Source organism: Streptomyces alkaliterrae, assembly GCF_007097205.2.
GTDB classification, from domain to species: Bacteria; Actinomycetota; Actinomycetes; order Streptomycetales; family Streptomycetaceae; genus Streptomyces; species Streptomyces alkaliterrae.
The window spans coordinates 1-13,031 of the sequence record NZ_VJYK02000156.1 but is presented as its reverse complement, the minus strand read 5'-3'; the positions used below and the strand labels follow the sequence as shown (position 1 = coordinate 13,031).

The following is a 13,031-nucleotide window of genomic DNA, read 5'->3' as shown; positions in this document are numbered from 1 at the left end:
TCCGCCACCCCGGCCGCCGGCGCCTCGTTCTCCACCCGTACCGCCACCTCCGCCGCCCGGTAGGCCAACCGCACCACCGTCGCCGCGCCCGCCGCGTGCTTGTGCACGTTGGTCAAAGCCTCCTGCACCACCCGGTACGCCGTCTGCTCCACCGCCGCCGCGAACGCCCGCACCTCCCCCTCGACCAGCAGCTCCACCCGCATCCCCGCCGTCCGCGACTGCTCCACCAACTGCCCCAGCTCGCCCAGCCGGGGCCCACCGGCCGCCGCCTCCCGGCCGGCCGCGGCGGCCGCGTATTCCGCGACCTTGCGCAGCGGCCGCTCCGAGCCCGCCGCCGCTTGGCCCGCCGCCGTACCCCCCGCCGCCGGCTCGGCACGCAGCACGCCCAGCATGGTGCGCAACTCCGTCAACGCCTGCCGCCCCATGTCACCCACCAGAGCGGCGTTCCGCGACGCCTTCTCCGGATCCTTCAGCGCCACCGCCTGAAGCGCCGCCGCGTGCACCACCATCAGACTCACCCGGTGGGCCACCACGTCGTGCATCTCCCGGGCGATCCGCGCCCGCTCCTCACCGCGCGCCCACTCCGCGCGCTCCTCCGCCCGCTCGGCGAGCAGCGACAGCTCACGCTCCAGGCCGGCCGCGCGCTCCCGCAACGCCTCCACCAGACGCCGCCGCGCGCCCACGTACAACCCGAGCAGCACCGGTGGCACCGTCGCCAGCACCGACAGCGTCACCGCCAGCAGCGCCACCACCCACCACGACCCGCCCAGGTCGTCCTGCGTCGTACGCCGCATGTCCAGGTACAGCACCAGCATCACGCCGGCCAACTCCATGCCGGCCAGCAAAGCGATGATCCGCCGGGGCACGTCCGAGGCGGCCAGCGTGTACAACGCGACCACCGACAGCACAAAGCCCATCTGCGCGGGAAGGACGGCGATCGACACCAGCACCACGGCCACCGGGAAGCGCCGCCGCAGCACCAGCGAACCGCCCGCGAGAAGCCCCAGCAGCACCCCGGACCAACCGGGCACACCCGCCTCGCGGGAGAAGGTCGCCCCCTGCAACGCGCACTCCGTCGCCGCGACCAGCGCGAGCAGGACGTCGAGTACGGCGCTGCGCCGCCGGGCCCACCACAGCGGGCCCGGCGGACGCGCACAACGCTCGGTTCGGGCGTCTTCCCCCGTCTCGCTCATACCGACCAGACTACGACCGGCCCCCGGCCGGTTCCCGCCCGCCGTCGGCCACTGTGAGCGGTGCTTTTCCCGTTTCCGGTCGCAACCAGTGCGGAATCCTCGATTCCTCCCTCGAACCAGTGAATCGAGCAGGTATTCGACCCGTGCGGGCCGGCTCGGTGGCATCGTCAGATACATGAGCGACCACACGGAACACCGGCCCGCGCCCGCCGCCGCGACCAAGCCCGCGCCCCCCGATGCCGGGCCGCGCGAGCGGGCCCGCGCGTTACGCCGGCAGGGCCGTACGTACGCGGAGATCGTCGCCGAGGTGGGCGTCGCCAAGAGCACGGTCTCCCGCTGGGTGCGCGACCTGCCCCGGCCGAGCACACTGCCGGAGCGCCTTCGGCGGATGAGCGAGGCCCGCTGGGGCCGCCACCGCCGTGAGGTCGCGCTCCGCCGGGAGCGCACCCGCGCGGAGGCCGCCGCCCAGGTCGGCCGCCTCAGCGACCGCGAACTGCTGCTGGTCGGCGCCGGGCTCTACTGGGCCGAAGGCGCCAAGAGCAAGCCGTACCGAACGCAGGAGCGGGTGCTGTTCGTCAACAGCGACCTGGGGATGATCCGCGTGTATCTGGAGTGGCTGCGGCTCCTCGGCGTCGGCAGGGAGCGGCTGCGCTTCCGAGTGATGATCCATGAGACGGCGGACGTCGCGGCGGCCGAGCGCTTCTGGGCGGAGCAGGCCGGGATCGCCGTGGGCGAGTTGAGCCGTACGACACTCAAGCGGCACCGCCCTTCCCCTGGTCGCCGTCACACGGGCGAGGGCTATCGGGGATGTTTTGTCGTGACTGTCCTGAACTCCGCCGATCTTTACCGTCGCATTGAGGGGTGGTGGTGCGGCATAGTGGAGGCTGTCGTTTCGGCCGCTCGGCCCACTGGCTGAATGTCCGAATTGACGGATTTGCTATCCGCTGTGGTGTAATCGGCAGCACTGCTGGTTTTGGTCCAGTAAGTCCGGGTTCGAATCCTGGCAGCGGAGCAGCCTTCCCCGCGACCGTCCACCGTTTGGCCGGGTTGAGGGCGTGCCGCACTCCGAGCGCTTCCCGCCGGGATTGTTGCCCCCGCCATCTTTCTGCCCGTCCCGGCCGTCGTGCGGCCGCCCTGTCGCCCTTCTGCGGCGCTGGTTCTCTCCCGTCCTTCCGCCGAGTCCGTGGCGGCTTGCACCTGACGTGGTGTGAGGGCTCAGGGTCAGGGGAGCGCGCTCCCCTAGGGGAGTCCACGGGGGAGTTCGGGGAGTCGTCTCGTCCCCGTGCAGGACGAGGAAAGGGCCGCCGGTGCCTAGCGTGATGAGTGGCCGATCGGGCTGACGGCGGTTGGTGGTGCTAGCCCCAGGGGCGACACACCACCAGGCACCATCGCCCGGAGCCGGCCCGGCGCGCGAGGCTCGGTACCGCTGGTTGAACGGACCGCGGCTCCGCGAGGTTCCCCCTCCCGCCGGTTTCCATCCCCTCGAGTTCCACCCCGTTTCGTTCGACTTCCATTCGTTTTCGTTCGACTTCCATTCGATCAAGGAGAGCTACCGTGACTACGGCTGTGACTGAATCCCGGACCGGGGGCGGTGGAGAGAGCACGGCCGTCGCGGCTCGGGCGTGGCAGGTCGTGAAGGCGTACGGCTCGGGCGAGACGGAGGTGGTCGCCCTCGACCGCGTCGACGTCGAGATCGCCCGCGGCGCGTTCACCGCGATCATGGGCCCGTCGGGCTCGGGCAAGTCGACCCTGATGCACTGCCTGGCCGGGCTGGACGCGGTGACCTCCGGCCAGATCTGGGTGGGCGACACCGAGATCACCTCGCTGAAGGACAGGAAGCTGACCCGGCTGCGCCGCGACAAGATCGGCTTCATCTTCCAGGCGTTCAACCTGCTGCCGACCCTGAACGCCCTGGAGAACATCACGCTGCCGATGGACATCGCCGGGGTGCGCCCGGACCGGGAGTGGCTGGACCGGGTGGTGTCCACGGTGGGGCTGAGCGGGCGCCTGAAGCACCGGCCGTCTGAGTTGTCGGGAGGCCAGCAGCAGCGCGTGGCGGTGGCCCGCGCCCTCGCCTCCCGGCCGGAGATCATCTTCGGTGACGAGCCGACGGGCAACCTGGACTCCCGGGCGGGCGCCGAGGTGCTGGGCTTCCTGCGCCGCTCGGTGGACGAGCTGGGTCAGACGATCGTGATGGTCACGCACGACCCGGTCGCGGCCGCCTACGCGGACCGGGTGCTGTATCTGGCGGACGGCAGGCTGGTGGACGAGATGTGGCGGCCGACGGCCGAGTCGGTGCTCGATCGCATGAAGGCCTTCGACACCTTCGGGCGGGTGTCATGACCATCCTGAGAACCTCGCTGCGGAACTTCTTCGCCCACAAGGGGCGCATGGTCCTGTCGGGCCTCGCGGTGGTGCTGTCGGTGGCGTTCGTCTGCGGAACGCTGGTGTTCACGGACACCATGAGCACCACGTTCGACAAGCTGTTCGCCGACACCTCGGCGAACGTCACGATCTCACCGGACGACGAGGAGAACGACGAGCGGCCGAGTACGGGCATCCCGCCGACGCTGCCGGCCTCGGTGGTGGAGGAGGCCGGGAAGGCGAAGGGCGCGGAGCGCGCGTTCGGTCTGGCGATGTCGATGGCGGTGACGGTCGTCGACGCCGACAACAAGAACATCGGTCCCACGACGGGCGCGCCGACGATCGCCTCGAACTGGACGGAGCTGGACGAGCGCTCGATGAAGGTCACCTCGGGGGAGCTGCCCAGCGGCCCGGCCGAGGTGGCGGTGGACGCCGACACGGCGAAGAAGCACGGGCTGAAGCCGGGCGACGAGCTGCGCACGATCGCGGCGCCGGGCGACTTCACCTCGAGGATCTCGGGCATCGTCACCTTCGAGGCGACCAATCCCGGTGCGGCGGTCCTGTACTACGACACGGCGGTGGTCCAGGAGCGGCTGCTGGGCGACCCGCGGGCGTTCACGAACGTGGCGGTCATGGCCGCCGACGGGGTGAGCGACGAGCTGCTGAAGAAGCAGGTCCTGGCGGCCGTCGGGAAGGACTACACGGTCCAGACGCAGGCCGAGTTCACCGACGAGCTGAAGGCCGACATGGGCTTCCTCGACGTGATGAAGTGGGCACTGCTGGGCTTCGCCGGGATCGCGCTGCTGGTCGGCGTCTTCCTGATCGTCAACACGTTCAGCATGCTTGTCGCGCAGCGGACGCGGGAGATCGGGTTGATGCGGGCGATCGGTGCCGATCGCCGGCAGGTGAACCGCTCGGTGCTGGTCGAGGCGGTGCTGCTGGGGCTGTTCGGTTCGCTGGTCGGTGTGGCCGCGGGTGTGGGCCTGGCGGTCGGTCTGATGGCGTTGATGAACTCGTTCGGCATGAACTTGAGTACGGACGATCTGACGATCACCTGGGTGACGCCGGTGGTCGGTGTGGGGCTGGGCGTGCTGGTGACGGTCCTGGCGGCGTATCTGCCGGCGCGGCGCGCGGGTCGGGTGTCGCCGATGGCGGCGCTGCGGGACAGCGGTGTACCGCAGGACGGCTCGGCGGGCCGGGTGCGCGCGGTGGCCGGCCTGGTGCTGACCGGCGGTGGTGCGCTCGCGCTGGTGATGGCGTCGCTGGCCGAGGAGGCCGCGCCGGGCGCGATGATGCTGGCGCTCGGGGTGCTGCTGACGCTGGTCGGTTTCATCCTGGTGGGGCCGCTGCTGGCGTCGGTGGTGGTGCGCGGGCTGAGTGTGGTGGTGCTGCGGCTGTGGGGCCCGGTGGGTCGGCTCGCCGAGCGGAACGCCCTGCGCAATCCGCGTCGTACCGGTGCCACCGGGGCCGCGCTGATGATCGGTCTGGCGCTGGTGGCGAGCCTGTCGGTGGTGGGGGCGTCGATGGTCGCCTCGGCTGACCGGGAGCTGGACCGTTCGGTGGGGGCGGACTTCATCGTCAGCGGGGACATGGGGGCGCCGATCACACCGAAGGCGGCCGAGGAGGTGCGTTCCGCGCCGCATCTGGCGCATGTCACGGAGTACCGCGCGCTGGACGGGGTGCGGGTGACCCTGCCGGGTGGCGAGGAGGTGCGCCACCAGGCGGTGGCGGCGTCGCCGACGTACGCGGAGGACGTCCGGGTGGAGACGGTCGAGGGCCGGCTCGCGGACGCCTACCGCCAGGGCGCGGTGTCGGTGGACGAGGCGTTCGCCGACAAGCACGGTCTCTCGGTGGGCGACGAGGTGTCGCTGAGGTACCGGGACGGGGACGCGGAGCCGCTGCGGATCGCGGCGGTCACCTCGAAGGAGGCGTCGCTGGACGGCGGTGTGATGTTCCTGGGCACCCGGACGGCCGAGACCTTCGTCCCCGAGGCCCGGATGCCGCTGCCGGTGCTGATGCTGGGCAAGGCGGAGGAGGGACAGGAGTCGGCGGCGTACCAGGGGCTGAAGGAGCGGTTGGAGCCGTTCCCGCAGTATCAGGTGCGTGACCAGGCGGACTACAAGGCGCAGCTGCGCGAGCAGGTCGGCCAGCTGCTGAACATGGTCTACGGGCTGCTGGCGCTGGCGATCATCGTGGCGATCCTGGGTGTGGTGAACACCCTGGCACTGTCGGTGGTGGAGCGGACGCGGGAGATCGGGCTGATGCGGGCGATCGGTCTGTCGCGGCGGCAGCTGCGGCGGATGATCCGGCTGGAATCGGTGGTGATCGCGCTGTTCGGGGCGCTGCTGGGGCTGGGGCTGGGGCTGGCGTGGGGTTCGGCGGCGCAGCAGCTGCTGGCGCTGGAGGGTCTGCGGGTGCTGGAGATCCCGTGGGCGACGATCGTCACGGTGTTCCTCGGCGCGGCGGTGGTCGGCCTGGTGGCGGCGCTGGTTCCGGCGTTCCGCGCCGGCCGGATGAACGTCCTGACGGCGATCGCCACCGAGTAGCCGTCGCGGGGAGCGGGCCTGCGAGCGGGGGCCGGTGAGCGCCGCGCGGCGGGCGGTGAGCGCCGCCCGGCGAGCGGCGGCCGGTCGTGGCGCCGGTCGGCGTAGGCTGGAAGGCCCGATCCGTGTGGATCGGGCCTTTCGCGTTGTACCAGCCATCTGCGGGGACGGATTTCTTCCATGCGTTTGACCGGTCTGCTTGATGCCGTCATTGGTGACCCGGCGCTCGGCGAGGCGGTGCGGGCGGCGGCCGACGGCCGTCGGGACCACGTCGACGTGGTGGGTCCGGCGGCCGCGCGGCCGCTGACCGTCGCGGCGCTGGCCAGGGACGGCGGTCGGCCGGTGCTGGCGGTGACGGCGACGAGCCGGGAGGCGGAGGATCTGGCGGCGGCGCTGCGTTCGCTGCTGCCGGAGGAGTCGGTGGTGGAGTACCCGGCGTGGGAGACGCTGCCGCACGAGCGGCTGTCGCCGCGCAGCGACACGGTGGGCCGTCGGTTGGCGGTGCTGCGGCGGCTGGCGCATCCGAGTGCGGACGATCCGGGCGCCGGGCCGGTGTCGGTGGTGGTGGCGCCGGTGCGTTCTGTGCTGCAACCGCAGGTGAAGGGCCTTGGCGAGCTGGTCCCGGTGCGGGTGCGGTCGGGGGAGTCGGCGGATCTGGACGAGGTGGTGCGGGGGTTGGCGGCGGCCGCCTACTCCCGGGTGGAGCTGGTGGAGAAGCGCGGCGAGTTCGCGGTGCGCGGCGGGATTCTGGACGTGTTCCCGCCGACGGAGGAGCATCCGTTGCGTCTGGAGTTCTGGGGCGACGACGTGGAGGAGATCCGCTACTTCAAGGTGGCGGACCAGCGGTCGCTCGAGGTGGCGGAGCACGGCTTGTGGGCGCCGCCGTGCCGGGAGCTGCTGCTGACGGACGAGGTGCGGGCGCGGGCGGCGGAGCTGGCGCGGGAGCATCCCGAGCTGGACGACCTGCTGGGGAAGATCGCCGAGGGGGTGGCGGTCGAGGGCATGGAGTCGCTGGCGCCGGTGCTGGTGGACGACATGGAGCTGCTGCTGGACGTGCTGCCGGCGGGCAGCATGGCGGTGGTGTGCGATCCGGAGCGGGTGCGGACCCGGGCGGCGGATCTGGTGGCGACGAGCCAGGAGTTCCTGCAGGCGTCGTGGGCGGCGTCGGCGGGTGGCGGTGAGGCGCCGATCGACGTGGGCGCGGCGTCGCTGTGGGGTATCGCGGACGTCCGGGACCGGGCGCGTGAGCTGGGCATGTTGTGGTGGACGGTCAGCCCGTTCGCGGCGGACGAGGTGGAGGGGGAGGCGGACAGCCTGCGGCTGGGGCTGCGGGCGCCGGAGGCGTACCGGGGCGACACGGCCCGCGCGCTGGCGGACACCAAGGGCTGGCTGGAGCGCGGCTGGCGGTGTGTGTATCTGACGGAGGGGCACGGCCCGGCGGCCCGCACGGTGGAGGTGCTGGGCGGCGAGGGGGTGCCGGCGCGGCTGGACGCGGAGCTGGGGGAGATCGCGCCGTCGGTGGTGCATGTGGCGTGCGGCGTGCTGGACACCGGTTTTGTCGCGCCGGAGCTGGGTCTGGTGGTGCTGACGGAGACGGATCTGTCGGGCCAGCGGGCGGCGAGCAGGGACGGCACGCGGATGCCGGCGCGGCGCCGCAAGACGATCGATCCGTTGACGCTGCAGGTGGGGGACTACATCGTGCACGAGCAGCACGGTGTGGGCCGCTATGTGGAGATGGTGCAGCGCACGGTGCAGGGCGCGACGCGCGAGTACCTGCTGGTGGAGTACGCGCCGGCCAAGCGCGGCCAGCCGGGGGACCGGCTTTTTGTCCCGACGGACCAGTTGGAGCAGGTCACCAAGTACGTGGGCGGTGAGGCGCCGTCGCTGCACCGGTTGGGCGGCGCGGACTGGGCGAAGACGAAGGCGCGGGCGAAGAAGGCGGTCAAGGAGATCGCCGCCGATCTGATCAAGTTGTACTCGGCGCGGATGGCCGCGCCCGGGCACACGTTCGGCCCGGACACGCCGTGGCAGCGGGAGCTGGAGGACGCGTTCCCGTACGCGGAGACGCCGGACCAGCTGACGACGATCGGCGAGGTCAAGGAGGACATGGAGAAGCCGGTTCCGATGGACCGGCTGATCTGCGGCGACGTCGGCTACGGCAAGACGGAGATCGCCGTGCGGGCGGCGTTCAAGGCGGTGCAGGACGGCAAGCAGGTGGCGGTGCTGGTGCCGACGACGCTGCTGGTGCAGCAGCACTTCGGGACGTTCACCGAGCGGTACCGGCAGTTCCCGGTCAACGTGCGCGCGCTCTCCCGGTTCCAGTCGGACACCGAGGCGCTGGCGGTGCTGGAGGGGCTGCGGGAGGGCTCGGTGGACGTGGTGATCGGCACCCACCGGCTGTTCTCCTCGCAGACGAAGTTCAAGGACCTGGGCCTGGTCATCGTCGACGAGGAGCAGCGCTTCGGCGTGGAGCACAAGGAGCAGTTGAAGAAGCTGCGGGCGAACGTGGACGTGCTGACGATGTCGGCGACGCCGATCCCGCGCACGCTGGAGATGGCGGTGACCGGGATCCGGGAGATGTCGACGATCACCACGCCGCCGGAGGAGCGGCATCCGGTGCTGACGTTCGTCGGCCCGTACGAGGAGCGGCAGATCGGTGCGGCGATCCGCCGCGAGCTGCTGCGCGAGGGGCAGGTCTTCTACATCCACAACCGGGTGGAGTCGATCGACCGGGCGGCGGCCCGGCTGCGGGAGATCGTGCCGGAGGCGCGGATCGCCACGGCGCACGGCCAGATGTCGGAGTCGGCGCTGGAGCGGGTGGTGGTGGACTTCTGGGAGAAGAAGTTCGACGTGCTGGTGTCGACGACCATCGTGGAGTCCGGTATCGACATCTCGAACGCGAACACGCTGATCGTGGAGCGCGGCGACAACTTCGGCCTGTCACAGCTGCACCAGCTGCGGGGCCGGGTGGGCCGGGGCCGGGAGAGGGGCTACGCCTACTTCCTGTACCCGCCGGAGAAGCCGCTGACGGAGACCGCGCACGAGCGGCTGGCGACGATCGCGCAGCACACCGAGATGGGCGCGGGCATGTACGTGGCGATGAAGGACCTGGAGATCCGCGGCGCGGGCAACCTGCTCGGCGGTGAGCAGTCGGGTCACATCGCGGGTGTCGGCTTCGATCTGTACGTGCGGATGGTCGGGGAGGCGGTGGCCGACTTCCGGGCCTCGCTGGACGGCAAGCCGGACGAGGAGGCGGCGCCGCTGGAGGTGAAGATCGAGCTTCCGGTGGACGCGCACGTGCCGCACGACTACGCGCCGGGGGAGCGGCTGCGGCTCCAGGCGTACCGGGCGATCGCCTCGGCGAACTCCGAGGAGGACATCGCGGCGGTCCGGGAGGAGCTGGCGGACCGCTACGGCAAGCTTCCCGAGCCGGTGGAGAACCTGCTGCTGGTCGCGGGGCTGCGGATGCTGGCGCGGTCGTGCGGGGTCACCGACATCACGCTTCAGGGGAGCAACATCCGGTTCTCCCCGGTGGAGTTGCGGGAGTCGCAGGAGCTGCGGCTGAAGCGGCTGCACCGGGGTGCGGTGGTGAAGGCGGCGACGCGGCAGGTGCTGGTGCCGCGGCCGAAGGCGGGCGGTATCGGCGGCAAGCCGGTGGTGGGCCGCGAACTGCTGGCGTGGGTCGGGGAGTTCCTGACCACGGTGGTGGACAGCTGACCGGTCGGACACGGCCGAGCCGGGGCCCGGACGACCGTCGGTCGTGCGGGCCCCGGCTCGGGTTCCGGAGCGCTGGTCACAGCGGCAGCTTCCAGTGCGCCGCCTTGGTGGAGAAGTCGAAGTAGCCCACCTCGACGTCGAGGTGCTTGGCGTCGGCCGGGGCGGAGAAGGCGTAGGTGGCAGTGGCCTTCTTGCCGGGCAGCAGCTCGCCGTCGAAGGTGTTCTCCGCCTCGTTCTCGCTGTCGAAGATCTTGTCGGCCTTCTTGCCCTCGTCCCCCGCGCGGGCGTTGACGTCGACGAGGACGGCGTTGATGTCCTTCTCGCCGGTGTTCTCCAGGCTGATGGTGACCGTGTAGGCCTTGTTGCCGCTCTTGTGGCCGGCGGAGAACTCGCCGGGGGTGTAGGCGGTGGCCTTGGACACGGTGATCTTGAGGCCGTTCTTGTAGCTGGCCGTGTCGCCGGGCGCCATCTGCTTGTTGTTGTCCTCCTTGGGCGCGTCCTTCTTGGCGCCGTCCTGCTGGGAGGAGCTGTTCTTCTCCCGGGTGGGCTCCTCCTCGCCGCAGGCGGTGAGGCCGCCGATGGCGATGAGTGCGGCGGCGCCGGCGGCGAGCAGCGAACGGGTGCGCGGCAGAGCGGACTTCGCGGACATGGCTGATCCCTTCGTGGCTCGGTTCGACCCCCCTGGTGAACCGATGCGTCAATAACAGCATGAGCTGTGAATCGAGTCAACACGCACTCCATGGTTCACGATGTTCACGCGGTGAACCGAGGCGTGGGTATGCTCTGGGGTGTTCCCGCGCCCGCCGCGCGGGCGAGGAAGGAGCCGGGCCGATGACAGACAGCGCGCCAGAGGTGACCGCCGCCGGAATCGCGCGGCTCGCCGGCGTCGGCCGGGCCGCCGTCAGCAACTGGCGGCGCCGCCACCCCGACTTCCCGCAGCCCGTCGGCGGCACCGAGACCAGCCCGGCCTTCGCCCTCGCCGAGGTCGAGCGGTGGCTGCGCGCCCACGGCAAGCTCGCCGAGGTCCCGCCGCGCGAGCGCCTGTGGCAGCAGCTGGAGGCCGACCCCAGGGGCGCCGGTGAGGCGGTTGCGGACGCCGGCGAGCGGCTGCTGAGCGCCGGCCGGCCCGCCGAACGCGGCCCGCTGGCCGAAGTCGCCGACGAGATCGGCGATGCGGCCGCCCTCGACTTCCTGCTCGACCGCTACTTCGAGACCAACACCCGGCAGTACACACCCACCCCGCCGGACGCTGCGGCGCTGATGGCCGCGCTCGCCGGACCGGGTGACGCGGTACTCGACCCCGCCTGCGGCTCCGGCGCCCTGCTCGCCGCCGCCGCCCGCCACGCCGACACACGCACGCTCACCGGCGTGGAACTCGACCCCGTGCTCGCCCGGCTCTGCGCTCTCCGCCTGGCCGCCGGGGCGGCGGGAGCCGCGGAGGAGCCCGGCGGGCGGCGCCCTGCTGTCGCGGTCGCACCCGGCGACGCGTTGCGCGCCGGTCCGCCCGAGGGCGAGGTCGACGTCGTGCTCTGCCATCCGCCGTTCAACGAGCGCAACTGGGGGCACGAGGAACTGGCCTACGACCCCCGCTGGGAGTACGGCCTGCCCGCCCGCACCGAGTCGGAACTCGCCTGGGTGCAGCACGCGTTGGCCGCGCTACGGCCCGGCGGCACGGCCGTGCTGCTGATGCCGCCGGCCGCCGCCTCCCGGCGCACCGGACGCCGCGTCCGGGCCGCGCTGCTGCGCCGGGGCGCGCTGCGCGCGGTGATCGCGCTGCCGGCCGGTGCCGCGCCGCCGCACAGCCTCGCCCTGCATCTGTGGGTACTGCGCCGACCCGGCGGCCCCGCCGAGGCCCCCGAACCCCGGCTGCTGGTCGTGGACTGCGGCGCCGTACCCCGGCCCGCCGGCCGGGACGGCCTGGACTGGCCGACGCTGCGCGCGACCGTCCTCGACACCTGGCACGCCTTCGACGCACCCGCCGAAGCGGTCGCCTCCGACCGGCCCGGTGTCAGCGCCGCGCTCCCGGTGATCGACCTCCTCGACGACGAGGTGGACCTCGCCCCGGCCCGCCATCTGCCGCCCGCCGACACCCGGGCCGGCGCCGCCGTACTGACCGACACCCACCGGGAACTCCTCGCCGAACTCGGCGCGTTGACCGGGTCGGTGCCGCGCCCGGCCGCCAGTGCGAAGCCCCGCCCGCCGGGCCCCCAGGTCACCGTCGGCGAACTCGCCAGGTCCGGGGCGCTGCGGGTCCTCACGGCGGGCGGCGAGGGAACGCCGGTCGCCGTGCGCGAGGGCGACGTGCTGGTGCCGGTACTCGGGCCCGGCGTCCCGCGCGTGCTGACCGACGCCGACGCGGGCGCCGAACTCGCCCGCCCCCACTGCCTGTTGCGCGTCGACCCCGAACACCTCGACCCCTGGTTCGTGGCCGGCTTCCTCCGCGCCACCGGCAACGCCCGCCAGGCCAGCAGCTACACCTCCAGTGCCGCCCGGCTCGACGTGCGCCGACTGCGGCTGCCCCGGCTCGCCCTCGCCGACCAGCGCCCGCACGCCGAACGCTTCCGGGCGCTCGCCGAGTTCGAGGACTCCCTGGCACGCGCGGGCGAACTGGGCCGCCGACTCGTCCAGGGCCTCCACGACGGTCTCGCCGAGGGAACCGTGACACCGGACTGACGCGCGCGTCGAGGGCTTCGCTGTATACGCTGCCGCCAGCAGAAGTCCGCAGCGGGCGGCGCAGAGCGACAGTCCGCCGATGTCTGGGAGCGCAGATGTACGGCCCGGCCGGCACACCGCCTCCGGCACCGAACCCGGGAGGCCCCCGAGCGTCCGGCGCCGGTGCCCGCGTGGTTCTACGCGTACTCTTCGCCACCTTCCCGGTGTGGTCGCTCGGACTGCTGTCCTGGGTGCCGTCCCTGCGCTTCGCGCTGCTGGGTCGACGGCGGCTCGACTGGCTGGTGTTCGGGCTGTTCACGGCGTTGACGGTCGGCTATCTCGTGCTGCTGGGGACCGTGCCGAGCGACCCGGAGGGGGACAACCCCGCCTCGCTGCTGGCGGGTGCCTACGCCATCCTCTTCATCGGCGGCTCGCTGGTGCACGGGCTGCTCGGTGAGCCGAGACCGGCCGCCGGGCGCGTCGGCGCCGTACCGCCGCCGACCGTGCGGGGCCCCGGCGGCTACGGCTACCCGCACCCCGCGCCCGGCCCGCACTTCGGCGC

The 13,031-nt window shown here is 72.3% G+C and carries 7 protein-coding genes, 1 tRNA gene and 1 pseudogene; 7 read left to right on the top strand and 2 right to left on the bottom strand.

What is annotated here, in order from left to right; all coding sequences use genetic code 11:
• Nucleotides 1-1,193, bottom strand: a 1,193-nt coding sequence (locus FNX44_RS15690; protein WP_143648871.1) for a sensor histidine kinase, incomplete at its 3' end; no start/stop codon positions are given.
• Nucleotides 1,194-1,368: 175 nt separating this feature from the next.
• On the opposite strand from FNX44_RS15690, the gene FNX44_RS15685 reads away from it, so the two are divergent.
• From FNX44_RS15685 to mfd, 5 genes are all read left to right on the top strand, one after another.
• Nucleotides 1,369-2,109: a helix-turn-helix transcriptional regulator gene (locus FNX44_RS15685; protein ID WP_185285783.1), complete on the top strand. Its 741-nt coding sequence runs from the start codon at nt 1,369-1,371 to the stop codon at nt 2,107-2,109.
• A gap of 24 nt (nt 2,110-2,133) precedes the next feature.
• Nucleotides 2,134-2,205, top strand: a tRNA-Gln gene (locus FNX44_RS15680).
• 542 nt (nt 2,206-2,747) lie between these two features.
• Complete coding sequence (locus FNX44_RS15675; protein ID WP_181356152.1) at nt 2,748-3,536, top strand: ABC transporter ATP-binding protein; 789 nt, start codon at nt 2,748-2,750, stop codon at nt 3,534-3,536.
• Entirely contained in the window at nt 3,533-6,103 is a 2,571-nt protein-coding gene (locus FNX44_RS15670; protein ID WP_143648870.1) for an ABC transporter permease, read from the top strand. The genes FNX44_RS15675 and FNX44_RS15670 overlap by 4 nt, the downstream gene beginning before the upstream one ends.
• Before the next feature lie 177 nt (nt 6,104-6,280).
• Nucleotides 6,281-9,817, top strand: a complete 3,537-nt coding sequence (gene mfd, locus FNX44_RS15665) for a transcription-repair coupling factor (protein WP_143648869.1) — start codon at nt 6,281-6,283, stop codon at nt 9,815-9,817.
• A 76-nt stretch (nt 9,818-9,893) separates the two neighbouring features.
• Here mfd and FNX44_RS15660 read toward each other — a convergent pair whose 3' ends face one another.
• Nucleotides 9,894-10,466, bottom strand: a complete 573-nt coding sequence (locus tag FNX44_RS15660; RefSeq protein ID WP_143648868.1) for a DUF4352 domain-containing protein — start codon at nt 10,464-10,466, stop codon at nt 9,894-9,896.
• A gap of 182 nt (nt 10,467-10,648) precedes the next feature.
• Here FNX44_RS15660 and FNX44_RS15655 point away from each other — a divergent pair, with 182 nt between their 5' ends.
• Nucleotides 10,649-12,490 carry an N-6 DNA methylase gene (locus tag FNX44_RS15655; protein ID WP_143648867.1) on the top strand — a complete coding sequence of 614 codons (1,842 nt, stop codon included), beginning with the start codon at nt 10,649-10,651 and terminating at the stop codon, nt 12,488-12,490.
• Nucleotides 12,491-12,660: 170 nt separating this feature from the next.
• Nucleotides 12,661-13,031, top strand: a pseudogene (locus FNX44_RS15650) (hypothetical protein); the annotation flags it as partial.

Excerpts from the sequence above, each read along its gene's own strand:
- FNX44_RS15660 (WP_143648868.1), bottom strand. The coding sequence starts at position 10,466 with ATGTCCGCGAAGTCCGCTCTGCCGCGCACCCGTTCGCTGCTCGCCGCC.
- mfd (WP_143648869.1), top strand. The coding sequence starts at position 6,281 with ATGCGTTTGACCGGTCTGCTTGATGCCGTCATTGGTGACCCGGCGCTC.
- FNX44_RS15670 (WP_143648870.1), top strand. The coding sequence starts at position 3,533 with ATGACCATCCTGAGAACCTCGCTGCGGAACTTCTTCGCCCACAAGGGG.
- FNX44_RS15655 (WP_143648867.1), top strand. The coding sequence starts at position 10,649 with ATGACAGACAGCGCGCCAGAGGTGACCGCCGCCGGAATCGCGCGGCTC.
- FNX44_RS15685 (WP_185285783.1), top strand. The coding sequence starts at position 1,369 with ATGAGCGACCACACGGAACACCGGCCCGCGCCCGCCGCCGCGACCAAG.